The organism is Pseudomonas sp. TJI-51 (assembly GCF_000190455.2).
GTDB lineage: Bacteria > Pseudomonadota > Gammaproteobacteria > Pseudomonadales > Pseudomonadaceae > Aquipseudomonas > Aquipseudomonas juntendi.
In genome coordinates this window covers 1-22,949 of sequence record NZ_AEWE02000012.1, presented here as the reverse complement: position 1 = coordinate 22,949, position 22,949 = coordinate 1, and the positions used below count along the sequence as shown (strand labels likewise).

At 62.1% G+C, this 22,949-nt stretch carries 17 protein-coding genes and 1 pseudogene; 7 read left to right on the top strand and 11 right to left on the bottom strand.

The window, feature by feature from the left end; all coding sequences use genetic code 11:
• Positions 1-96: 96 nt before the first annotated feature.
• Together betB and betI are read right to left on the bottom strand one after the other, a co-directional pair.
• A complete protein-coding gene (gene betB, locus G1E_RS02740) occupies positions 97-1,569 on the bottom strand; it encodes a betaine-aldehyde dehydrogenase (protein ID WP_009684988.1) in 1,473 nt (490 codons plus the stop codon).
• Positions 1,570-1,607: 38 nt separating this feature from the next.
• Positions 1,608-2,264, bottom strand: a complete 657-nt coding sequence (gene betI, locus G1E_RS02735; RefSeq protein WP_009684989.1) for a transcriptional regulator BetI — start codon at positions 2,262-2,264, stop codon at positions 1,608-1,610.
• 533 nt (positions 2,265-2,797) lie between these two features.
• On the opposite strand from betI, the pseudogene G1E_RS02730 reads away from it, so the two are divergent.
• The 3 genes and pseudogenes from G1E_RS02730 (at position 2,798) to G1E_RS02725 (ending at position 9,521) form a co-directional block, all read left to right on the top strand.
• Positions 2,798-4,335: pseudogene (locus G1E_RS02730) on the top strand (BCCT family transporter).
• Positions 4,336-4,387: 52 nt separating this feature from the next.
• Positions 4,388-4,744, top strand: coding sequence for a hypothetical protein (locus G1E_RS30110; RefSeq protein ID WP_370593771.1), 357 nt, complete (start codon positions 4,388-4,390; stop codon positions 4,742-4,744).
• A gap of 163 nt (positions 4,745-4,907) precedes the next feature.
• The gene (locus G1E_RS02725; RefSeq protein ID WP_238706608.1) at positions 4,908-9,521 is read left to right on the top strand and encodes a dermonecrotic toxin domain-containing protein; all 4,614 of its coding nucleotides are present in this window, start codon (positions 4,908-4,910) and stop codon (positions 9,519-9,521) included.
• A gap of 7 nt (positions 9,522-9,528) precedes the next feature.
• Here G1E_RS02725 and G1E_RS02720 read toward each other — a convergent pair whose 3' ends face one another.
• The 4 genes from G1E_RS02720 to gpmM all read right to left on the bottom strand — a co-directional run bounded on the left by G1E_RS02720 (position 9,529) and on the right by gpmM (position 14,722).
• Positions 9,529-10,296 carry a divergent polysaccharide deacetylase family protein gene (locus G1E_RS02720; RefSeq protein WP_033690837.1) on the bottom strand — a complete coding sequence of 256 codons (768 nt, stop codon included), beginning with the start codon at positions 10,294-10,296 and terminating at the stop codon, positions 9,529-9,531.
• Positions 10,297-10,304: 8 nt separating this feature from the next.
• A complete protein-coding gene (locus G1E_RS02715) occupies positions 10,305-11,621 on the bottom strand; it encodes a S41 family peptidase (protein ID WP_009684994.1) in 1,317 nt (438 codons plus the stop codon).
• Between the two features lie 78 nt (positions 11,622-11,699).
• Entirely contained in the window at positions 11,700-13,013 is a 1,314-nt protein-coding gene (locus tag G1E_RS02710; RefSeq protein WP_009684995.1) for a murein hydrolase activator EnvC, read from the bottom strand.
• A 173-nt stretch (positions 13,014-13,186) separates the two neighbouring features.
• Complete coding sequence (gpmM, locus tag G1E_RS02705) at positions 13,187-14,722, bottom strand: 2,3-bisphosphoglycerate-independent phosphoglycerate mutase (protein ID WP_009684996.1); 1,536 nt, start codon at positions 14,720-14,722, stop codon at positions 13,187-13,189.
• Between the two features lie 206 nt (positions 14,723-14,928).
• Here gpmM and G1E_RS02700 point away from each other — a divergent pair, with 206 nt between their 5' ends.
• The 3 genes from G1E_RS02700 to secB are packed head-to-tail and all read left to right on the top strand — an operon-like array spanning position 14,929 to position 16,123.
• Positions 14,929-15,342, top strand: coding sequence for a rhodanese-like domain-containing protein (locus tag G1E_RS02700; protein ID WP_009684998.1), 414 nt, complete (start codon positions 14,929-14,931; stop codon positions 15,340-15,342).
• Position 15,343: 1 nt separating this feature from the next.
• The gene (gene grxC, locus G1E_RS02695) at positions 15,344-15,598 is read left to right on the top strand and encodes a glutaredoxin 3 (RefSeq protein WP_009684999.1); all 255 of its coding nucleotides are present in this window, start codon (positions 15,344-15,346) and stop codon (positions 15,596-15,598) included.
• Positions 15,599-15,637: 39 nt separating this feature from the next.
• The gene (gene secB / locus G1E_RS02690; RefSeq protein WP_009685000.1) at positions 15,638-16,123 is read left to right on the top strand and encodes a protein-export chaperone SecB; all 486 of its coding nucleotides are present in this window, start codon (positions 15,638-15,640) and stop codon (positions 16,121-16,123) included.
• Between the two features lie 119 nt (positions 16,124-16,242).
• Here the strand turns inward: secB and trmL are convergent, their stop codons facing one another.
• Positions 16,243-16,704: a tRNA (uridine(34)/cytosine(34)/5-carboxymethylaminomethyluridine(34)-2'-O)-methyltransferase TrmL gene (gene trmL, locus G1E_RS02685; RefSeq protein WP_009685001.1), complete on the bottom strand. Its 462-nt coding sequence runs from the start codon at positions 16,702-16,704 to the stop codon at positions 16,243-16,245.
• Between trmL and G1E_RS02680 the strand changes: the two genes are divergently transcribed.
• Positions 16,703-17,140 carry a hypothetical protein gene (locus G1E_RS02680; protein ID WP_009685002.1) on the top strand — a complete coding sequence of 146 codons (438 nt, stop codon included), beginning with the start codon at positions 16,703-16,705 and terminating at the stop codon, positions 17,138-17,140. The genes trmL and G1E_RS02680 overlap by 2 nt on opposite strands.
• 569 nt (positions 17,141-17,709) lie before the next feature.
• Here G1E_RS02680 and ntrC read toward each other — a convergent pair.
• The 4 genes from ntrC to glnA form a co-directional block, all read right to left on the bottom strand.
• Positions 17,710-19,146 (bottom strand): nitrogen regulation protein NR(I), encoded by a 1,437-nt coding sequence (gene ntrC / locus G1E_RS02675; RefSeq protein ID WP_009685003.1) that lies wholly within the window; start codon positions 19,144-19,146, stop codon positions 17,710-17,712.
• Positions 19,143-20,228: a nitrogen regulation protein NR(II) gene (gene glnL, locus G1E_RS02670; protein ID WP_009685004.1), complete on the bottom strand. Its 1,086-nt coding sequence runs from the start codon at positions 20,226-20,228 to the stop codon at positions 19,143-19,145. Before glnL ends, ntrC begins: the two co-directional genes overlap by 4 nt.
• A gap of 263 nt (positions 20,229-20,491) precedes the next feature.
• Positions 20,492-21,034, bottom strand: coding sequence for a chorismate mutase (locus G1E_RS02665; RefSeq protein ID WP_029887412.1), 543 nt, complete (start codon positions 21,032-21,034; stop codon positions 20,492-20,494).
• A gap of 155 nt (positions 21,035-21,189) precedes the next feature.
• Entirely contained in the window at positions 21,190-22,596 is a 1,407-nt protein-coding gene (gene glnA, locus G1E_RS02660; protein WP_009685006.1) for a type I glutamate--ammonia ligase, read from the bottom strand.
• Positions 22,597-22,949: the final 353 nt, after the last annotated feature.

Genomic DNA, 22,949 nt, shown 5'->3' with positions numbered 1-22,949 from the left:
GCGAAGCTTGCGAATGGATGGTATCTGCAAGGGCCGGCGGTCTGACGCCGACCGGCTCTTTCTTGCAGCTTGAAGCTTGCGGCTTGCAACTGTCGGTCAGAAGACCGAGTTGTAGCCGCCCAGTTCGACCTGAACCGACTTGATACGGGTGTATTGGGCCAGCGAGCTGACGCCGTTTTCACGGCCTACGCCCGACTGCTTGTAGCCACCGACCGGCATCTCGGCCGGCGATTCACCCCAGGCGTTGATCCAGCAGATACCGGCTTCGAGCTTGTGGATGATGCGGTGGGCGCGGGTGATGTCGTTGGTGCAGACACCGGCGGCCAGGCCGTAGTCGGTGTCGTTGGCGCGGCGGATCACTTCTTCCTCGGTTTCATAGGTGAGGATGCTCATCACCGGGCCGAAGATCTCTTCCTTGACGATGGTCATGTCGTCGCTGCAGTCGGTGAACACGGTCGGGGCCACGAAGGCGCCTTTGGCGAACTCACCGGTGGTCAGACGCTCGCCGCCGCACAGCAGGCGGGCACCTTCCTCTTTGCCCTTGGCGATGTAGCCCAGCACGCTTTCCATGTGCTGGAAGCTGACCAGCGGGCCGAAGTTGGTGTTTTCGTCTTCCGGGTTGCCAACACGGATGCGCGCAACGCGCTCGGCGATCTTGGCTTCGAAGGCAGCCTTCATTTCAGCCGGGATGAACACGCGGGTACCGTTGGTGCATACCTGGCCCGAGCTGTAGAAGTTGGCCATCATGGCGATGTCGGCGGCCTTGTCCAGGTCGGCATCGGCGCAGATGATCAGCGGCGACTTGCCGCCCAGTTCCATGGTGACTTCCTTGAGCGACGAGCTCGAGGCGCTGGCCATGACCTTCTTGCCGGTGGTGGTGCCGCCGGTGAAGGAAACCTTTTCGATGCGGGGGTGCTCGGTCAGCCAGGTACCGACTTCACGGCCGCTGCCGGTCAGCACGTTGAACACGCCATTGGGCAGGCCGGCTTCGGTGTAGATCTCGGCCAGTTTGAGGGTGGTCAGCGACGTGACTTCCGATGGCTTGAAGATCATCGCGTTGCCAGCGGCCAGGGCCGGGGCGGATTTCCACAGGGCGATCTGGATCGGGTAGTTCCAGGCACCGATACCTACGGTCACGCCCAGCGGCTCGCGGCGGGTGTAGACGAAGGACGATTCACGCAGCGGGATCTGCTCGCCCTCGATGGCCGGTACCAGGCCTGCGTAGTACTCCAGCACATCGGCGCCGGTGACGATGTCGACGTAGCGGGTTTCCGAGTACGACTTGCCGGTGTCCAAGGTTTCCAGCATGGCCAGCTCGTCGTTGCGCTCGCGCAGGATGTCGACGGCGCGGCGCAGGATGCGCGAGCGCTGCATGGCGGTCATCGCAGCCCAGACTTTCTGGCCACGCTCGGCGCTTTCGACGGCTTTCTCGACGTCAGCCTCGGTCGCACGCTGCACGTGGGCAAGGACTTCGCCGGTAGCCGGGTTGATGGCTTCGAAAGTGGCATCGCTGCCAGCGTCGACGTAAGCGCCATCAATGTAGAGTTTTTGCGTTCCGAAACGGGCCATAGTGTCCTCGCAAGTGCAGTGTGTGGTTTGGCTTTGCGTCACGCTCCTGCCGGGTGGGCAAGGGCCGTGCGCGCTTGTTCAGCAGCCGGGTCGTTGGTGCCCAGGGTGTGCTGCTTAGCCAGTTGTAGATCCATGTATTCGTAAGCAATCCGTACTGCCTGGCCAGTGTCGAATGCATCGCCCGACAAGGCACCGCGCAGCCACAGACCGTCGATCAGGGCTGCCAGGCCACGGGCGGCCTTGCGCGCATGGTAAAGCGGCAAGGCACGGCGAAACTGGCAACACAGGTTGGAGTACAAACGGTGGTCGTTGATCCGTTGCAACCTGTGCAAATCGGGCTGGTGCATGCTGGAAGCCCAAAAGGCCAACCAGGTTTTCATCGCCGGGCCGTTCACCTGGCTGGCATCGAAGTTGCCCTCGATGATCACTTTCAGGTGAGCGCGCGGGCTGTCGTCCGTCAGGGCCTGGCGACGTGCTCGAACGCCTTCGTTGAGCATATTCATGATGTAACCCATCGTCGCTGCTATCAGGCCGTTCTTGTCCCGAAAGTAGTGACTGATGATGCCGTTCGACACCCCGGCCAAACGGGCAATCAGCGCAATGCTGGCGTCCCCCAGGCCGACCTGGTCGACAGCCTGCAACGTGGCTTCGATCAACTGCTGGCGGCGGATGGGTTGCATACCGACCTTGGGCATCTTGCTATCTCCTCAGGCCTGCGAGCAGGCGACAGGCGGCTGACTCGGCGAAGACCAGTCTATTTTGTTTTGATTGAACGTTCAATCAATAAAGAATAAGCTCTGCGACAATTTGTGCCATTGACAGTCTTTCAGGTCGTCGAGCAGGCACGAATTGACACCCCAGGAAATCGCGTAACCCCCGTAATACAAGGCGTTGACGGGCATCAGCGATGCGAAATGCAGATTCTGCCATGTGGCCCCGGCCCTGCGGCGGGCCCTTGGAGCGGGCGGGGTGATCTGTGACGAATGCGCGCACCCAGCGGGTAAAGCGTGGCATTTGCAGCAGACCACCTGTCTGTTTTTTGCAACGTATCGATTCGGGATCACGGTTTCCAGGGTGCTTTTATAACACCTGATGCAGTGGGGATATTCCACCAATTGCTCGGGAAAGAATGATTAGCCTCCACAGCCGCACTGCCCGGAGCATTCGTGCAATGAGTTCTGCCTCACTTACCAAGCCCCCCGCCGAGAGGGTACGGGTCAACCGCGTGGTGTTCTTCACCTCGGCGCTGATGATCCTTGTTCTGACTGCCTTGCTGATCGCTGTACCCGAAACTGCCGGCCAGGTGCTGGGCGTGGCCCAGAAGTGGCTGACGCGCACCTTTGGCTGGTACTACATGCTGGTGATCTGCGGTTACCTGCTGTTCGTCGTCTACCTGGCCTTCTCCGATTACGGCAGCCTCAAGCTCGGCGGCAAGGATGACCAGCCCGACTTCAGCTATGGCGCCTGGGCCGGCATGCTGTTCTCCTCGGGCATCGGTATTTCGCTGCTGTACTTTGGCGCCTCCGAACCGCTGGACCACTACTTCAACCCACCGGAGGGCACCCCGGCAAGCCTGGAAGCCGCGCGCCAGGGCCTGCAGCTGACCTTCCTGCACTGGGGCCTGCATGGCTGGGCGATCTATGCGCTGGTCGGCCTGGCCGTGGGCTACTTCGCCTACCGGCATAACCAGCCGCTGGCGCTGCGCTCGGCGTTGTACCCCCTGGTCGGCGAACGTTGGGTCAAGGGTGCCGCCGGCAATGCCGTGGACATCTTCGGCATGTTCGTCACCCTGTTGGGCCTGGTCACCAACCTGGGCATCGGTGCCATGCAGGTGTCGTCCGGGCTGGAGTACCTGTTCGGCATGGACCACAGCAAGACCAACCTGCTGGTGGTGATCCTGGTGATGGCTGGCGTGGCTACCGTGGCGGCGGTTTCGGGTGTGGAAAACGGCATTCGCCGCCTGTCCAACCTGAACATCATGCTGTTCAGCGGCTTGCTGATCTTCGTCCTGCTGGGCGGCGAAACCCTGCACCTGCTGAACGGCTTCGTGCAGAACGTAGGCGATTACCTCAACGGGATCGTGCTGAAAACCTTCGACCTGTACGTGTATGAGGGCGAGCCTGGCAAGTCCGAACGCTGGTTGGGCCTCTGGACCGTGTTCTACTGGGCCTGGTGGATCTCCTGGGGCCCGTTCGTAGGCATGTTCATCGCCCGTATTTCCAAAGGCCGCACCGTGCGCCAGCTGGTCATGGGTGTGCTGCTGATCCCGCTGGGCTTCACCTTGGCCTGGTTGTCGATTTTCGGTAACACGGCGCTGGACCTGGTGATCAACCAGGGCGCGGTCGAGCTGGGCAAGACTGCGCTGGAACAACCTTCGATGTCGATCTACCAACTGCTGGAATACTTCCCGGCAGCCAAGCTCGTGATCGGGGTGGCGGTGTTCGTCGGCTTCGTGCTGTTCCTGACCCCGGCCGATTCCGGTGCGGTGATGATGGCCAACCTGTCCTGCAAAGGCGGCAAGGTCGACGAGGATGCCCCGCACTGGATGGTGGTGTTCTGGTCGGTGGTGATCACCCTGGTGACCATCGGTTTGCTGTTCGCCGGTAATTTCGAGGCCATGCAAACCATGGTCGTGCTGGCGGGCTTGCCGTTCTCGGTGGTGCTGGTGCTGTTCATGTTCGGCCTGTACAAGGCCATGAAACAGGACGTGGCGGTAGAGCAGGAGCGCGCCGAACTGGCTGCCCGTGGCCGACGTGGGTTCAGTGAGCGGCTGACCCAGCTGGAGCTGCAGCCGACCCAGGCCGTGGTGCAGCGCTTCATGGACAAGCAGGTCAGCCCGGCCCTGAAAGAGGCTGCTGCGCAGTTGCAGACCCTGGGCTTCGACGTGGAGTCCCGTGTTGGCCAGGCGCGCGACATGATGGGCTTGCGGGTGATGATGGAAGAAGGTAACCCGTTCGTCTACGAAGTGAGCCTGGACGGCTACCTGGCGGCACCGAGCGAGGCGCCGGTGGAAGGCGAGCCGGAAGTCCGTCAACGCTTCTACCGTGCCGAGGTTTACCTGCACGACGGCAGCCAGGAGTACGACCTGATGGGCTTTGCGCCCGAGCAGATCGTGCGTGACGTGCTGGACCAGTTCGAAAGCCATCGCCAGTTGCTGGGGCGAGTGTACAGCTGACGCTGCTGCGATGAAGAAAAGGCCTTGCCCACCGTGCAAGGCCTTTTTTTTGAGCAATATGTAGCGCGGGTATCGCACCTGAATACCGCAGCCTGCGTTTTTTTCAGCGGAGGCACCCAGCATGACGAGTTACAAGATACCCCCCTTCGATTTCCGCCAGGCCGTGGCCGGGCAGTTCGACGGCCGGCCGACCCTGCGCCAGGTCGCCAGTGCGCAGCTACTGCGCGTGCTGCTGTCGAACCTGCCGTGGTTGGCCTACGCCAAGCCTGCACTCACCAATGCTGACCCCTTGATGCTGGACAGCCCGGATCCCTCTACCACGTACTGGACCACGGCACCCTTTGTGGACCGAGTTCTGGAAGCCTTGCTCGACCCTCAGGCGTTGAGCCTGGAGCCACTGGCGGATGGGCGCCATTACAACCTCGGGCTGACGGGCATCCATCGTTTCTCCGGCTCGTCGAGCGAGTTCGACACCCGGCAGTTGCCAGACTTGTCAGCTGCCCTGAACCAGCTGGTTGAGGACTTGCCACGACACTTCTGCGAGGCCCAGCTCGAGTTCTGGCGAGGCAAGGGCAGCGCCGGGGTGAGTCGCGACGAATGGTTGCAGTTGCTGCTCAAGCTCGCGCTACTGCGCAGCTTGCCCTGGCAGGGACTGGGCCCGCAGGAGCAGGCCTGTATCCGCGGCCTGCTGCACGGCGGTGATGAGCAGCCCGCGGTGTACTTCGTGCAGACCCGGCTGACCAGTGCCTCCATGCAATACGATCAACTGCAATGCCAGATGCTGATAGCCGCCGAGTGGGATGAGCGTCAGGTCATCCTGTGGTGCGCACCTTCGGGGATAGTACGCAGTTTCGAGTCGTTGCACGCGTTCGGCCTGGCCTTGCGTGACGAACTGGCGCAACGCTACGCCTTCGAACGGATGAGTTGGCAACGCTATCCCGCCACCGGCAATGTGTTTGCCCAGCAGGTCTCGCTGCTGCTCGATACGGTGCTCGCCAGGGTCGAGCTTGCGCGTTATGCCGATATCCAGGATGTTCCGGCCCTTGAACAGCGTTTTGACCAGCTTGGCGACCCTTCTTCCTGGTTCGTGGGGTACCCGGATGAAACCCCGGCAGTGCAACCTCCCCCTGGGTTGATGGCCAGTGCGCAGGACAGTTTTGCCTGCAGCGCTGCCTTGCTGCAGCTCGCGCTTTACCAGCTCGACTCGGGTGGGGTCTCAGCACTGGATGGCGTTCAGTCGCTGACCGATTACGCCCGTCAACGGCTGACCAGGCAGATCCGCGAGGATCACGGGGCAGACAGCTCGCCGGACGATCTTGTATTCGACCTTTACCTGGCCCGTGGGATCCCTGGTGGGGCGGGCACAGGCACCGGCGGCGGCGAGCCATTGGCCTTCGTCGGGAGCAAGACGCTCACCGAATTTGCCATTGGCAACCTCGCGTCGCTCAAGGGGGCGGCAATCGAGCGCATTTACCTGCGTGGCGGGGGCGAGGCACCGGCATGGCTCGATGCCGACGCCGCCAGAGCCCTCGTAACCAAAGTGGATATCGGTAGCCATTATCCTGCCTATGTCGCGGCGCAACTGGACGATCCGGCCAAGCGCGCGGACCGTGTCACGCGCCTGGGGCGGGAATGGCGTGCAGCACTGCTGGCCGCTGCACTCACTGCCAAGATGGACGGCAAGATCAAAGAGCCAGGCCTGCAATGCGTGGTCGACTATTGTGCGGGGCACGTCGACCCCGACGCGCCGCGCATGATCCTGTTTCCGCTGGCGTTCAGGCGTAGCGCAGCGTCCAGGGTCACGGACCCGGTACGCTGCATGTACATCCTGTTTTGTGCGGAACCCTCGCTGGTGTTGCTGTACCGGCCCTTGTTCGCCAAAGACACGCTGCGTGAATATGCCAGCCTCTCGGCTTTGCTCGAACACGTGCGTGAATCGGAGATTTTGCAGGAGAGTATTCTCGACTGGATGCAGCCCAGCGTCAGGCCTGTCTACGACCATGGTGGTTTCCGCGAACCGCACATCAGCGTCATCGGCATCGACCCCTATGCGCTGCCTGAGCGTCCGGAACCTGCCAGGCTGGCGATCGAATTCTGGCGTAGCAACATTGACGAGAAACTATATACAGCCAATCGGGACCTGCTGCTGACGCTCGCTGATGAACAGTCTGTGTCCAACGCCGAGAGCCGCTGGCAGACCTTGTGCGAGGGGGCATGGCTGCTGTTCGATGTCGTGACCTTGGCGCTTCGGGGGCCTGTGGCCTCGGTGGCCTGGTTGGTGCAATTGCTGAACGCGTTGCAGCAAGACATTGAGGCCTTGGAACGTGGCAATGAGTTTGATCGGTCGGCGGCAACGGTTGACCTGATATTGAACCTGGGCATGGTGTTGCTGCATGCCAGGCAACCCGCCAAAGCCTTTCCCTCCTATGCATTGCCCGGTGCGGCGGAGGTCGAGGGGCCTGAGGCGCAGCGCGGCGCATTTGCCGAAATTGCAATCGCGCCTATCGAGGAAACGCCTGCGCCTGGCCAAGCGCTGCCGAGCCGCTGGCTCGATTTTTCATGGCGAGGTCAGAGTGGCTTCAACTGGTTGCCGCGCGAACAGCGCGAAGCACTCAGGGCCATGCGTGCACCGGTCTCGCTTGCGGGCGTGCAGCCCTTGAACCAAGGTACGGCGACGGGCTTGTACCTGATCGACGGCGATCATTATGTAGCCCTGGCCAGTGATACCTACCGCGTGGAGCGGTTGCCAGAGGGTGTACGGGTGGTCGATGGTGGCGGAGCCGCGGGGCCCTGGCTGCGTTTCGTCGACGGCGTGTGGCGTGTGGACACGGCGCTTGGTCTGCGGGGTGGCATGGGGCGAGAGCGTACACAAAAGTGGCTGAGGGATCGGTTTCGCGACATGCACCAAAAGATAGAGGGCCTTGACAGTCGCGCCCGGGAGGCCAGAAAGCAAGCCGGGCCTTTTGCCAAGGCTGTGGACGAATTGCGCGAAAAACTGCTGAAACTCAGGGAGCTTCGGGCCACCGCATCCGAAAGGCTGGCCGCGTTGCCCGCCGAAGACGAAGCGGGTAAGTCGCAGTTGCGCACAACGCTCGCGCTTTACGATAAGCGCAAGATTACGTTCGAGCAGGACCACTTCACACAGATGAACCGGATGCTGAAGGAGCTGGAAGCTGCGGTCGGCGCCGATATTGAAATACTGGCGCTGCACGCGACCATGCGAGAAGACAAATTTGCCCGTGAGCGGGAAAAGGGGGGCTGGGACGGGGTGCTTGCCGAGCACGATAAAGTTGTTCGCAACAGCGCTATCAACGATGCCGAGATTACTTTCACCGAGCTCTGGAGCCTTGCGAATTACCCCGAGCTTGTGGAGATGCAAAACGCGCTGGATGGGCGGCCAGTCCGTGAATTCGCGGATTTGTATGAGAAGTTGCGCGTCAAACAGCAAGTCGTGATCGACGTGCAGGATCGCATGTTGGTCGGGAGTGAGCAGCTGGATCAATTGTTGACCGAAACGCCGGAAGATTTCGAGGTAAAGGATTGGGGGGGCAACGCCAAAGGCACCGTCGCAGACATAATTGCCAAGCGCAGCGTCAGTACAGTTCAACTGCGTTTCCACCAGGTGGTGAATCTGGCCGAGCTGGCGCTGCACCTGGAAAGCGACCGGCCAGACGTCATTGCAGGCTACAGAGCTGCCCTGGTCAGCTCAAGCCTGCGCAACGCGGCCGAAGCCCACGGCGAGCTGGCCTTCTCCAACCTGCCGGCGCAGGACAGGATCGTCATCCTGCACGAAGCCTGGGACGAATACAGTGCTGCGCTGGTCAACAGCGATCGCGTTCGCCGAGAGGGTGGGGCGTTGATCGAACCGGCCATGATCGAGCGCTATCGGGAGCACATCAGCAAACTCAAGCTCGATGTGAACGTACGTCTGGGCATAGCGTATGATGAGCAGGATCACCCCCTTCTACCGGCCGGGCGTAGGCCTTATCCGGCGTCCCGCGTGCCGCAGCGGTTGGTGCGTAATGGCCAGGGGCAACTGATGATCGGCAACCTTATCGAAGGGCAATCCTTGCTCGAGGTGCGTGAGAAGATCAGCGATAAGGTATTGGCCACCTTTGAACAAGTAGATGGCGAGTGGCGCGAGGTCCAGCAGCCATCGTTATCCGACGAAGCCCCCCTAGCCGATCTCGCTAGTTGGGTGCAGTCTCTACTGAATAAGAGCAATGCCCATCGAGCCTCAGCCAAGGCCTATGTCGAGATCGATATCAGCGGGTCGCTGGTGGCCAGGATATACGATCTTCAGCTGAACAAACTGACCGAGGCAGTGAGCGTAGTGCGCGATGCCGGTGGCGACGATGCGCTGATCAAGACCTTGGAACAGGAAGTGAATGCGCTGCGTGCAGAGAAGGAGGTGCAACTTACCACCCTGTACACCCACACCAGCCGCCCCACTGCCGAAGCCCTGCGCTTTCTTTACGATTTGAAGGCGATCAAGGTCGTATACCTCAAGCGGCATGTCATGGCGGACGGTAGCGCTTTCGATGAGTACCTGGTCCAGCTCTTGTCAAACAACCGTAAACTCTGGGCTGTGCATTTCCATTTGCGGTCGCAGGCTGCCTACGCCCGGGATTTTACTTCGGGGCACCTGAAGGTGTGGGCCCAGCGTTACCTGAGCAGCCAGGTTGCCAGGGATACAGGGCAGCAGCTTTACCGCGGCAAGCTGACACTACAGCAAGCCACGGGGATCATTCCTTTCGATCGTCCAGCAGCACAGTAGGTTCGGGTCATCGGTTGCTGTAGCGGCCCTGCCGGCCATGTGCCGGCATGGCCTGGTTGCTGCGCTCGGCAATCATCTGTGGCAGGCCCAGCAGCGTGATGCCCTGGCTTTTCAGGCGGGGCAGTTCGCGGGCCAGCACCTCCAGCGTTTGCGGGTAAGGGTGGCCGATCAGCACTGCCGAGCCTTGCTTGTGCGCCAGGGCCACGCCTTGTTGCAACTGCCCGGCAATGGCTTCGGTGGTGCGCACGTCATCGAGAAACACATCCCGCGAGACATGCGCCAGGCCTTGCGCCTGTGCTTCTGCAGCCGCGACGGTGGCGGCACTGGTGCGGCTGTCGACGAAGAACAGATGGCGACGTTGCAATTCGCCCATCAGCCAGGCCATGGGTTCGCGCTGGGCCGTCATGCGGCTGCCCATATGGTTGTTGATGCCGGCCGCGTAAGGCACCTTGAGCAGCGCGCTGTCCAGGCGCCGGGCCAGCTCTTCGCCGGCGATGCCGGGGTGCCAGGCATAGGGCCCGGTGGCCGGGTCCATTGGCATGTGCAGGATCACCGTTTTGCCAGCCTTGTGCGCTTGGCGGGCGAAGTCGGTTGCATGCGGGGTGTCGGGCATGATGGCCATGGTCACCGGGCCGGGTAGGGCCAAGGTGCGGCTGTCCCGGTTGGGGCTCTGGCCAAGGTCGTCGATGATGATGCTCATGTAGGTCTTGCCGGCCGGCGCCGCTTGCGCGACCCCGGCCAACAGGCAGAACACCAGGCACAGCAGGTACCGCACGGGCTGGATCATTTGCCCGAGGTGATGTTGAGGCCTTTGAGCAGGCTCAGTGCCTGGCTCAGTTGGAAGTCGTCGTCCTGTGGGCGCTCCTTGCGCTTGCTGCTGCCGGTCGGGCGGTCGGCGCCGCCGTTACCGTTGCCCAGGTGGCCCTGCAGGTCGGCTTCCTTGAAGTTGTCGGTGTCGACCTCGGCAGTGAGCTTGGCCTGACGTACTTCGATGTCGGGGACGATACCCTGGGCCTGGATCGAACGGCCATTGGGGGTGAAGTACAGTGCGGTGGTCAGCTTCAGGGCGCGGTCATTGGCCAATGGCAGCACGGTTTGTACCGAGCCTTTGCCGAAGCTGTCGGTGCCCATCAGCACGGCGCGCTTCTGGTCTTGCAGTGCGCCCGCTACAATTTCCGAAGCCGAGGCGCTGCCGCCGTTGATCAGCACCACCAGTGGCACCCCTTCGCTGGCGTCGGCCGGGTCGGCCGAGAAGCGCAGTTCGGAATTGGCGATGCGGCCCTTGGTGTAGACGATCAGGCCCTTGGTGAGGAAGTGGTCGGCCACTTCCACGGCCGATTGCAGCACGCCACCCGGGTTGTTGCGCAGGTCGAGCACCACCCCGCGCAGTTTCTTGCCGTTGTCCTTGCGCAGCTTGGCCAGGGCTTTGCCCACCTCGTCGCCGGTCTTGACCTGGAACTGGGTGATGCGGATATAGCCGTAGTCGTTTTCCAGCAGTTGGCTCTTCACGCTCTTGACCTGGATCACCGCGCGGGCCAGGGTCACGTCGAAGGGGTTACCGCCGTCGCGGACCAGGGTCAGGGTGATTTTGTCGCCAACCTTGCCGCGCATCTTGTCCACCGCTTCGGTCATGGTCTGGCCGCGGGTCGGGGCGCCGTTGATCTTGACGATCAGGTCGCCGGCCTGGACGCCTGCACGCGAGGCCGGGGTGTCATCGATCGGCGAGACCACCTTGATGAAGCCGTCTTCCTGGCCCACTTCGATACCCAGCCCGCCGAACTCGCCGCTGGTGCTTTCCTGCAGTTCCTGGAAGTCCTCGGGGCCCAGGTAGGCCGAGTGTGGGTCGAGGTTGCTGAGCATGCCCTTGATGGCATTCTCCAGCAGGGTCTTGTCGTCCACCGGCTCGACATAGGCCGCTTTGATGCGGTCCATGACTTCGGCGAAGGTGCGCAGCTCTTCCAGTGGCAGTGGCGCCTTGGCAGTGACCTCGGTGGCCGGCACAGCTGCCGCCTTGGCCGGCTCCGCGGCAGTGGCCAGGGGCGCGCCGACCGCCAGGGCGATGGACAGGGCCAACTGGGTGAGACGAGGCGAGTGCAGCATGTCGAACGGACTCCTGATCCTGTAAGCGCTCCCTGCGGAGCATCGGTGCAGCGTTTGGGCCGCGCCGTAGAAAGTTGACTAACCCCGGCACCACTGCGAAGGGTCGGTAGGCCGGCCCTGCTGGCGGATGGCGAAGTACAAGCCTGCCGCGTCCTGGCCACCGCTGTCGCCGACGGTGGATATGGCTTCACCGGCCTTGACGATGTCACCGGCACTTTTCAGCAGGCTCTGGTTATGGCCGTACAGGCTCAGGTAACCGTTGCCATGATCGAGAATGACCAGAAGCCCGGCGCCGCGCAACCAGTCGGCGAACACCACACGCCCGCCGTGCACGGCGCGCACTTGTGTGCCGGGGTTGGCGCTGATCATCACACCGTCCCATTTGGCCCGGGCATCGTTGCCGCGTGCATCGCCGAAGCGTGCCAGCAATCGACCATTGACTGGCCAAGGAAGTTTGCCCCGTGCTGCAGAAAATGCTCCGCCGTAGTTGGCTCCGTCGCTGGAAACCATCGGCCCGAGGGTGGTACGAGCCTTTTTCGGCGGCTCTACCGGCGCTTCAGGCTCGCGCGCCTGGTTGCGCGCAGCGGCGGCCAGGGCCTCTTGCTGCCGGCGTTTTTCCGCTTCCTGCTGCGCCAGCAAGGCTTTCTTGCGTGCCTCTTCAGCCTCGCGGGCCTGGCGTGCCAGGGTTTCCTCGATGGTCTTGAGGACTTTGGCCAGGTCGGCCTGGTCCTGCTGACGGGCCTGGAGCTTCTGGTCGCGGTCTTTCATGTCGCTGTTGAGCTTGGCCAATACCTGCTGGCGCTTGCCGCGTTCGCTCTCCAGGGCCTGGCGGCGGCTGTCAAGGTCGGCGCGCTGGGCCAGCAACTGTTGCTGCTGGGCAGACATCTGCTGCTCGACACTGGCCAGCTGGCGGAGGGTTTCGTTGAAGGTGCGCAGCTGCTCCAGGCGCGCCTTGCTCATGTAGTCGTAGTAGGTCAGGGTGCGGGCGAATTTCTCTGGGTTCTGCTGGTTGAGCAGCAGCTTGAGGTATTCCTCGCGACCGTTGTTCTGGTAGGCCGAGCGGGCCTGAATGGCGATCAGCCGTTGCTGTTCAACGCGGGCGGTCTGGAGTTTTTTTTTCTCGGTTTCAAGGCGCTCCAGCTCGCCCTCGGTCTTTTTTAGCGCTTGCTGCAGTGCCTCCACCTGCTTTTCGAGGTTGCCGATGTCGGTCTCGGTGGCTTTCAGGTCCTTTTGCACACCGGCTTTTTCTTCCTGGAGCTTGCCCAGTGTTTTCTTGAGCTCGGCAATGTCCTGGCGGGTGGCGTCCAGTTGCTGCTGGGTCTGTGCGCGCTCATCGGCGAAGGCCGGGCTGAGCAGGCATGACAAGGCTAGGAGGATCAGGGCGCGAAGCATGGGGTTTGGCGTACCAAGGATGGAGACTGGCCTAGTATGCCCGCCTGGGCGGGCAAAAAAAACGCCTCGCTGCCAGTGTCGCGAGGCGTTTGTCTGGAATTCAGGTGTTATCGGGGCCCTGTAGGAGCGGCCTTGCGTCGCGATGGGCCGCAAAGCGGCCCCAATACGCAGATTCAGGCGTCTACCAGAATCGAAGTGCCGGTCATTTCGGCAGGCTTCTCCAGCCCCAGCAGCTTCAACATGGTCGGCGCAACATCGGCCAGCACGCCGCCATCACGCACTTTCACGTTGCGCTTGCCGACATAGATGAACGGCACCGGCTCGGTGGTGTGTGCGGTGTGGGCCTGGCCGGTGGACTCGTCTTCCATCTGCTCGACGTTCCCGTGGTCGGCGGTGATCAGCGCCTCGCCACCGACCTTGTCCAGCGCCTCGACAATGCGGCCAACGCAGTTGTCCAGCGCTTCGACAGCCTTGACTGCCGCTTCGAACACGCCGGTGTGGCCGACCATGTCACCGTTGGCGTAGTTGACCACGATCACGTCGAAGCGCTGTTGCTCGATGGCTTCGACAATGCGGTCGGTCACTTGCGGTGCGCTCATTTCCGGCTGCAGGTCGTAGGTGGCGACCTTCGGCGATGGGATCAGGATGCGCTCTTCGCCTTCGAATGGCTCTTCGCGGCCACCGGAGAAGAAGAAGGTGACGTGGGCGTATTTTTCGGTTTCGGCGATACGCAGTTGGGTCTTGCCGTGCTTTGCCAGGTACTCGCCCAGTACATTGTTCAGGCTGGACGGAGCAAAGGCAGCGGGTGCCGGGATTTTCGCCGAATACTGGGTCAGGCCGATGTAGGCCGCCATTTCTGGCAGGCGCGCACGGGCGAATTCGGTGAAATCCGGCTCGACGAAGGCGCGCGACAGCTCGCGAGCGCGGTCGGCGCGGAAGTTCATGAAGATCACGGCATCGCCGTCTTCGACCTTGACTGCTGCGCCAATGCGCGTGGCCTTGACGAACTCGTCGCTCTCGTCACGGGCGTAGGCCGCTTGCAGGCCTGCCACGGCGGTGTCAGCGGTGTATTCGGCGCTGCTGTCGACGATCAGGTTGTAGGCGGCGCTAACGCGGTCCCAGCGGTTGTCGCGGTCCATGGCGTAGTAGCGGCCGATCAGGCTGGCGATGCGGCCCTTGCCCAGCTTGGCGAAGGTGGCGTCGAGCAGCTCGATGGACGACTGCGCGCTACGTGGCGGGGTGTCACGGCCATCGAGGAAGGCGTGCAGATAGATTTTTTCCGCGCCGCGCTGCGCGGCCAGTTCGGCCATGGCAACGATGTGGTCCTGGTGGCTGTGCACGCCGCCATCGGACAGCAGGCCAAGGATGTGCACGGCTTTGCCGGCACCGGCAGCCTTGTCCACCGCACCGGTGAGCACCGGGTTTTGGAAGAACTCACCGTCGCGGATGGCCTTGGTCACCCGGGTGAAGTCCTGATAGACGACGCGGCCCGCGCCCAGGTTCATGTGACCGACTTCGGAGTTGCCCATCTGCCCGTCCGGCAGGCCGACATCCATGCCCGAGCCGGAAATGAGGCCATGCGGCTGGCTGGCGCGCAGGCGGTCGTAGACCGGCGTGTTAGCGGCATAGATGGCGTTGTATTCAGGGCTTTCGCTGTGGCCGAAGCCATCCAGGATGATCAGGACCAGGGGTTTGGGCGTACTCGTCATCAATCAAACTCACGGTTGTTCAAAGATGATAAAGAAACGCATTTTAGGGCAAATACGCCACGTGCGGCGAATAATCGTCCCATCCCCCGACCGGCGCGCGTGCGCTGGCAACATGAAGCTGGTCTGGTGGCCGGCCCGTCGGGCTTTGGTGGTACCAAGGTGCTGTGTATACTGGCCGGCATTTTCAATCGCCTGGAACACCGCTGATGGTTGCTCACCTGATTCAATTCGCGACAGATCACTACATCCTGGTTGCGATCTTCTTCATTCTGCTGGCCCTGCTGCTCATCAATGAAATCCGCCGTGGCGGGCAGAGCCTGAGCAACGGTCAGCTGACTGCCCTGGTCAATGCCGACAAGGCGCTGGTGATCGATATCCGCCCGGCCAAGGAGTACTCCGCCGGTCACATCGTGGGTGCGGTGAACATTCCGCAGGACAAGCTGGCCAACCGCATGGCCGAGCTGGACAAGCACAAAGAGAAGACCCTGATCGTCGTCGACGCGATGGGCCAGCAGTCCGGCAGCATTTGCCGCGATCTGCTCAAGGCCGGTTACAACGCCGCCAAGCTGAGCGGTGGCGTTTCCAGCTGGAAAGCCGATAACCTGCCCCTGGTGAAGTGATATGAAGCCCGTCATCGTTTATTCCAGCGACTACTGCCCCTACTGCATGCGTGCCAAGTACCTGCTCGAGAGCAAGGGCGTGGCATTCGAGGAAATCAAGGTCGACGGCAGACCGCAACTGCGCGCCGAGATGGCCCAGAAAGCCGGCCGCACGTCGGTGCCGCAGATCTGGATCGGCAGTACCCATGTCGGTGGATGCGATGACCTCTATGCCCTGGAACGCGCCGGCAAGCTCGACGCGTTGCTGGCGGCCTGATTTGCACTGCATTCGAAAACATTAGGATAAGGATCTGCCATGACTGACCAACAGACCAACGGCGCTGCTGCTGAAGACAACAGCCCTCAGTTCTCCCTGCAGCGTATCTATGTGCGCGACCTGTCGTTCGAGGCCCCGAAAAGCCCGCAGATCTTCCGTCAGACCTGGGAGCCGAGCGTTGCCCTGGACCTGAACACCAAGCAAAAGGCCCTGGAAGGCGACTTCCATGAGGTGGTGCTGACCCTGTCGGTCACCGTGAAGAACGGCGACGAAGTCGCGTTCATCGCTGAAGTGCAGCAGGCGGGTATCTTCCTCATCGCCAACCTCGATGCTGCTTCTATGAGCCACACGCTGGGTGCGTTCTGCCCGAACATCCTGTTCCCGTATGCCCGCGAGACCCTGGACAGCCTGGTAACCCGTGGTTCGTTCCCGGCGCTGATGCTGTCGCCGGTCAACTTCGACGCCCTGTACGCGCAAGAAATGCAGCGCATGCAGGAAGCCGGCGAAGCGCCAACCGTTCAGTAACTGCTGCCGGTATCGGAAAAGCGCCTCTAGGGGCGCTTTTTTGTTGGCTGTGTGGGAAGCCGCACGTGGTCCCTGGGGGAGCCGGCTTGCCGGCGATAGGGCCAGTGCAGGCTTACACATCAGCTCCCGGCAAACCCGTTCTGCCGCCAGGCCTCATACACCGTCACCGCCACCGTGTTGGACAGGTTCAGGCTGCGGCAGCCTGGGCGCATGGGCAGGCGCAGGCGTTGCTCGGCGGGCAGGCTGTCGAGGACTTCTGCCGGCAGCCCGCGGCTCTCCGGCCCGAACAGGAACGCGTCACCCGGCTGGTACGCGACCTCGTGGAACGGGTGCGAGCCTTTGGTGGTAAAGGCGAACAGCCGTGGGTTGCCCAGGCTTTCCAGGCATTCGGCCAGGCTCTGGTGGCGCTTGAGCGTGGCATACTCGTGGTAATCCAGCCCCGCGCGGCGCAGGCGCTTGTCATCCAGTTCGAAGCTGATGGGTTCGATCAGGTGCAGGTGGCAGCCGCTGTTGGCGCACAGGCGAATGATATTGCCGGTATTCGGCGGAATTTCTGGTTGAAAAAGGATGACGTGAAACATGCACGGCTCCAAGCAAGAGGATGACGGGCATTCTACCCCCGAACCGGATGTGCGTTCGAAGGCGTTGCCGCGCATGCTGCTGTCGCTGGCGATCGTCGGGGTAATGGTGGGGCTGATGATCGGCCGCCTGACCGCCCCTGTAGAGCGCCAGTTGCAGCAGGTAGAGGTGTTGTCGAATGGGCTGGCGCTGTGGTTCAACGAAGAACCCAAGCTGCATGCCGAGAACGTCCAAGGCACGGTGGCTGTGCTGTTCCAGGCCCAGGGCACGGCCCGGCAGGGCCAATTGAGCCTGAACGGCAAACCGGTAAGCTGGCGGCTGCAGAACAGCCAGGAAGGGTTGTTGCTGACGGTGGTGGCCGCGCGCCCCCTGCACGGCCAATGGGCCGGTGCAGAAGACGCTGGGCGCTGGCGGCTGCAGGTGAGCCTGCAGGAATAAAAGAGGGGATATCCCGGCCTGCCTGTACCAGGGTCCCCAAAAGGGCTACGGCGTACTGCGTGTAAAGGGGGGATGGCCCGGCCTGCCTGTACCGAGGTCCCCAAAAACGGCGGTGTTGCTAATAAAAGAGGGGTTCACCCGGCCTGCCTGTACCAGGGCCCCCGAAACTGGGTATGTATTAGCTATTGCAGGGGGCGTGCCAATTTTGCAAAACCCGGAAATACTGGGCTTTGAGGGGGATTCGGCCGGTTTTTGAGGGGGTTTGTGCCTTGGCGAGGTGCAGCGGGCACAGGAACGGTGCATCGGAAGGCTGAAACAGCTGGGGCCGCTTTGCGGCCCTGTCGCGGCACAAGGCCGCTTACAATGGGCGGGGGTGGCCGGCAGTCCTGCGGAGCCGGGCCGGCATCATCAATCGATGTAGCAGCGCAAGCTTTTCAAATTTTGAGAAAGACAGTTGCTCCTGCAGGTAACCCACCAGCCCGGAAGCAGAGATGGTCCGTGTAGGAGCGGCCTTGTGTCGCGAAAGGGCTGCGCAGCAGCCCTAAAGATCTCGAGGGTTAACCTAGCGCTCAGTGCTCGTCACCTTCCTCGTCATCGCCACCCGCCACATTCATCCCCAGTTCCTTGATCTTGCGGGTCAGGGTGTTGCGGCCCCAGCCCAGCAACAGCGCCGCATCGCGGCGCCGGCCGGCGGTGTGCTTGAGGGCGGTCTCGATCATGATCCGCTCAAAGCTTGGCACCGCGCTGTCCAGCAGGTTGGATTGCCCACGCGCCAGTGCCTGGTCAGCCCACTGGCGCAGCGCCTGCTCCCAGTTGGTCACGGGGGCAGCGTCCTGGGGCAGGTTCAGCAACTCCGGCGGCAAGTCACCAATCAGTACCTCGCGGCTGGAGGCCATGACGGTGATCCAGCGGCAGGTGTTCTCCATCTGCCGCACGTTGCCCGGCCATGGCAGGTTGCGGATGAACTCCTCGGTTTCCGGCTTGAGCACCTTCGGCTCGACCGCCAGCTCTTGAGCGGCACGGGCAAGGAAATGGCGGGCGAGTGCGGGGATGTCTTCGCGCCGGTCAGCCAACCTCGGGATATGGATGCGAATCACGTTCAGGCGGTGGAACAAGTCTTCGCGGAACTTGCCAGCCTGCACCAGTGACTCGAGGTTCTGGTGAGTAGCGGCGATGATACGCACGTCTACCTTGACCGGCACGTGGCCGCCGACCCGGTAGAACTCGCCATCTGCCAGCACCCGCAGCAGGCGAGTCTGGGTTTCGGCGGGCATGTCGCCGATCTCGTCGAGGAACAGGGTGCCGCCATCGGCCTGCTCGAAGCGGCCCCGGCGCAGGTTGGCGGCGCCAGTGAAAGCGCCTTTTTCGTGGCCGAACAGCTCGGACTCCATCAGGTCCTTGGGGATGGCGGCCATGTTCAGGGCAATGAACGGTGCCGCTGCGCGCGGGCTGTGGCGGTGCAGGGCGTGGGCTACCAGTTCTTTGCCGGTACCGGACTCGCCATTGATCAGCACGGTGATGTTGGAGTGGCTGAGGCGGCCAATGGCGCGGAACACCTCCTGCATCGCCGGGGCTTCACCGATGATCTCCGGTGTGCGCGCCAGGCTTTGTGGCACGTCCAGCCCTTGCTGCTCCTGGGCGTGCTGGTTGGCCCGCTTGACCAGCGAAACCGCCTCGTCCACGTCGAACGGCTTGGGCAGGTACTCGAAAGCACCGCCTTGGTACGATGCCACGGCGCTGTCCAGGTCGGAATGGGCGGTCATGATGATGACCGGCAGGCGTGGGTGCTGCTCGCGAATCTGCGCCAGCAGGTCGAGGCCGCTGGCCCCCGGCATGCGGATGTCGGAAATGATCACGTCCGGCTGCTGGCGGGCCAGGCGGCCCATGACACCGTCTGCGCTATCGAAGCTCTGGGTGGTCATGCCTTCCTGTTGCAGGGCTTTTTCCAGGACCCAGCGGATGGAGCGATCATCGTCGACGATCCATACGGTTTCACTTCGGCTCATGAGGCGGTGGCTCCTTGTTCCAGAGGCAGGTAGATCGAGAAGGCGGTATGGCCTGCGTGGCTTTCACACTCGATCAGGCCCTGGTGCTGGCTGATGATGTTCTGGGTAATGGCCAGGCCGAGCCCGGTACCGTCCGGGCGACCGCTGACCATGGGATAGAAGAGGGTGTCTTGCAGTTCCAGCGGGATGCCCGGGCCGTTGTCGATGATCTCCACCCGGGCCACCAGGCGATGGCGCACGTGGCCGATGGTGAACTGGCGCAAGGCGCGGCTGCGCAAGGTGATGCGGCCCAGGCGCAGTTCGTTCTGCGAACTGATCGCCTGCATGGCGTTGCGCACGATATTGAGCACGGCCTGGATCATCTGTTCGCGGTCGATCAGGACATCCGGCAGGCTTGGGTCGTAGTCGCGCACCAATGTGATGCAGCCCTGGCTTTCGGCTTCGACCAGGCTGCAGACCCGCTCCAGTACTTCATGGATGTTGGTCATGGCCAGCGAGGGCAGCTTGTTCGAGCCCAGCATGCGGTCGACCAGGTTGCGCAGGCGGTCGGCCTCTTCGATGATCACATTGGTGTAGTCGCGCAGGCCGTCTTCGGGCAGCTCGCGGGCCAGCAGCTGGGCGGCGCCGCGGATGCCCCCGAGGGGGTTCTTGATTTCGTGAGCCAGGCCCCGCACCAGCATCTTGGTGGTTTCCTGTTTGCTCAGTTGCGCCTCTTCCTTGGTGATGCGCAGCAGCCGGTCGCGCGGGTGCACCTCCAGCAGCAGCAGGGTCTGGCCCTGGTGCAGGATTGGCGTTACCGCGTAGTCGACCGTGATCGTCTGCCCGGTCAGGGACGTCAGTTGTGCTTCGCGTTTGGTAAACGGGTGCGCCTGTTCCACCGCCTGGCGCAACGAGCTGAGCGCCTCGGTCGATTCAGTGAACAGTTCGCTGATGAACTGCCCGTGACTGCGCTGGCCACTGACCGCCAGCAACATTTCTGCAGCTGGGTTCATGTATTCCAGGCGCAGCTCACCGTTGAGCAATAGCGTGGCGGTGGTCAGGTTGTCCAGAAGCAGACGGTGCTGTGCATCGCTGATGGTCATAAGGCGTCGTTGACCTCTTTTGGCGCTTGTCTGGCAGGGTGCAGCCAGAACCCGGGGCGCAGTGAATCCGCTGATTCCAGTTTCAGTGCATAAAATGCAAGAAACAAACCAAAGCTCCGAAAAGAAGCGGAATTGTCCGATGAGCACCCGAAATCGCGCAGATTCGCACCAGAATGTTCTGGTTTAACGTTTCTTGTGACCTTTTTTGGGGTGCATTCAAGGGCGTCGCCCGCAAGAATGCACCAATAAGGAGCATAGAGCTTTCAGGATTTATCGCACAATTGACCGGTGGCGCGAACCAAGGCCTGGTGCAGTGGCTGGGGCGCGGAACGGCCGGCCAGTTCCTTGGCCAGCCGTGTGCTGCAGCCTGCCGCGGGCTCACGGTCGAAGGCTGCCAGCTTTTGCAGGAGTGTGCCCTGCAGGTCATCCAGTTGCGGGCGGATGTCAGTCTGCAAGTCGCGGCGTTGCGTGTGCGGCGCCGCGCCCTCGCGGTGCCAGTCGGACAGCAGGGTGTATTGCAGCAACTTGTTGGCTTCCATCTGGTCGGCGAAAAACGCCTCGGCGCGTTGTGGTGCCAGTCCGTGGCCAGGTGCGGCAGCACGGACATTCGCCAGCACTTGTTGCTCGCGCAGCGTTGCCTGCACGGGCTGGCCAGTGTCCCACTTGTGCAGCGCCACGGCTTCAGCCAGGGCCAGGCGACGTTCGATGTTGTCGAGCAGCGCGGATAACGCCGTATCCGGCGGTGCTTCTGCGGTGCAACCGGTCAGGGCCAATACAGCCACTGCGGCGAAGGGGAAATGACGCATGACAGACCTCCAGAGCATAGGGTGAAGGCCCGAGTGTGGCGGTGTTGCCTGATCCTCGGGGGTAGGACGCTTCCGAAAATAGTGACGGCAGAAACGAAAACGGCCTCCCGAGGGAGGCCGTTTGATCAGCTCACCGGCGCCGGGCGCCGATCAGATCAGCAGCTGTAGTACAGCTCGTATTCCAGCGGGTGCACGAAGGTGCGGACCTTGATTTCTTCTTCGCTCTTGAGCTCGATGAAGGCGTCGATGAAGTCGTCGGAGAACACGCCGCCCTTGGTGAGGAACGCACGGCCTTTATCCAGCTCTTCCAGAGCTTCTTTCAGGCTGCCGCACACTTGCGGGATGTTCTTGGCTTCTTCTGGCGGCAGGTCGTACAGGTTCTTGTCGGCCGCGTCGCCTGGGTGGATCTTGTTCTGGATACCGTCCAGGCCAGCCATCAGCAGTGCTGCGAAGGCCAGGTACGGGTTGGCCGATGGGTCCGGGAAGCGGGCTTCGATACGGCGGGCTTTAGGGCTGCCAACGTAAGGAATACGGATCGAAGCGGAACGGTTGCGCGCCGAGTAGGCCAGCATCACCGGGGCTTCGAAACCTGGAACCAGACGCTTGTACGAGTTGGTCGACGGGTTGGTGAAGCCGTTCAGGGCCTTACCGTGCTTGATGATACCGCCGATGAAATACAGGGCGGTGTCGGACAGGCCGGCATAGCCTTCGCCGGAGAAGGTGTTCTTGCCGTCTTTCCAGATCGACATGTGCACGTGCATGCCCGAACCGTTGTCGCCGTACAGTGGCTTCGGCATGAAGGTAGCGGTACGGCCGTAGGCGTCGGCAACGTTGTGCACAACGTACTTCAGCGCCTGGACTTCGTCAGCCTTCTTCACCAGGGTGTTGAACTTGACACCGATTTCGTTCTGGCCGGCAGTTGCCACTTCGTGGTGGTGAACTTCGACGGTCTGGCCCATTTCTTCCAGTGCGTTGCACATGGCAGTACGGATTTCGTGGTCGTGGTCGAACGGCGGAACCGGGAAGTAGCCGCCTTTCACGCCTGGGCGGTGGCCTTTGTTGCCGCCTTCCACGTCAGCGCCGGTCATCCACGAGCCTTGCTCGGAGAAGATCTTGAACATCGAGCCGGAGATGTCCGACTGGAACTTGACTTCGTCGAAGATGAAGAACTCTGGCTCCGGGCCGGCGAAGACAGTGTCACCGATGCCGGTGCTCTTCAGGTACTCTTCGGCACGCTTGGCGATGGCACGTGGGTCGCGGTCGTAGCCCTGCATGCTCGACGGGTCGACGATGTCGCAGGTGATGATCAGGGTTGGTTCTTCGGTGAACGGGTCCAGAACGGCGGTTTCGTCAACCGGCATCAGGATCATGTCGGAAGCTTCGATGCCTTTCCAGCCAGCGATGGAGGAACCGTCGAACATCTTGCCGACTTCGAAGAAGTCTTCGTCCAGCGCATCGCGCGCCGGCATGGTCACGTGGTGCTGAGTACCTTTGGTGTCCGTGAAACGCAGATCAATCCACTTGACGTCATGATCTTTGATGAGTTGAACCGACTTCGACATGTTGTCCTCCGGATGGTCTAGAGCGCGGTGGGCCGCTGCCCTGGAAAAAGGGTGTTGCCGGGCGCGGATAGTCGGCCAAGCTTACCTGCCTCACAAGGGAGCAAATTGCATGCCAGTGCCCGAAAATGGCGAGGGCGGGATAAAAGGGGGCGTTTGCAGGCATTTTGCGGGGGGCTCGGCTTGGAGTGTGCACTTTTTTAGATGCGGATTTTGATATTCGTGCACCGGTATGGTGCACGACCTGGAGGGTGTGCTTTCTTTGAGGGCTTCATCGCCTGTGAGATCGAGCGCCGCCCGCGCGGCGCATCGCGAGCTACGCTCGCTCCTACGTTTGTTTCGGGCCAGTAACGCCT

Bases quoted from the DNA above. Each gene is read 5' to 3' on its own strand.
- betB (WP_009684988.1), bottom strand. From the start codon at position 1,569: ATGGCCCGTTTCGGAACGCAAAAACTCTACATTGATGGCGCTTACGTC.
- betI (WP_009684989.1), bottom strand. From the start codon at position 2,264: ATGCCCAAGGTCGGTATGCAACCCATCCGCCGCCAGCAGTTGATCGAA.
- trmL (WP_009685001.1), bottom strand. From the start codon at position 16,704: ATGTTTCACGTCATCCTTTTTCAACCAGAAATTCCGCCGAATACCGGC.
- G1E_RS02665 (WP_029887412.1), bottom strand. From the start codon at position 21,034: ATGCGTCATTTCCCCTTCGCCGCAGTGGCTGTATTGGCCCTGACCGGT.
- G1E_RS30110 (WP_370593771.1), top strand. From the start codon at position 4,388: ATGGACAAGCAGGTCAGCCCGGCCCTGAAAGAGGCTGCTGCGCAGTTG.
- G1E_RS02680 (WP_009685002.1), top strand. From the start codon at position 16,703: ATGCACGGCTCCAAGCAAGAGGATGACGGGCATTCTACCCCCGAACCG.
- G1E_RS02715 (WP_009684994.1), bottom strand. From the start codon at position 11,621: ATGCTGCACTCGCCTCGTCTCACCCAGTTGGCCCTGTCCATCGCCCTG.
- gpmM (WP_009684996.1), bottom strand. From the start codon at position 14,722: ATGACGAGTACGCCCAAACCCCTGGTCCTGATCATCCTGGATGGCTTC.
- glnL (WP_009685004.1), bottom strand. From the start codon at position 20,228: ATGACCATCAGCGATGCACAGCACCGTCTGCTTCTGGACAACCTGACC.
- G1E_RS02700 (WP_009684998.1), top strand. From the start codon at position 14,929: ATGGTTGCTCACCTGATTCAATTCGCGACAGATCACTACATCCTGGTT.
- ntrC (WP_009685003.1), bottom strand. From the start codon at position 19,146: ATGAGCCGAAGTGAAACCGTATGGATCGTCGACGATGATCGCTCCATC.
- G1E_RS02710 (WP_009684995.1), bottom strand. From the start codon at position 13,013: ATGCTTCGCGCCCTGATCCTCCTAGCCTTGTCATGCCTGCTCAGCCCG.
- secB (WP_009685000.1), top strand. From the start codon at position 15,638: ATGACTGACCAACAGACCAACGGCGCTGCTGCTGAAGACAACAGCCCT.
- glnA (WP_009685006.1), bottom strand. From the start codon at position 22,596: ATGTCGAAGTCGGTTCAACTCATCAAAGATCATGACGTCAAGTGGATT.
- grxC (WP_009684999.1), top strand. From the start codon at position 15,344: ATGAAGCCCGTCATCGTTTATTCCAGCGACTACTGCCCCTACTGCATG.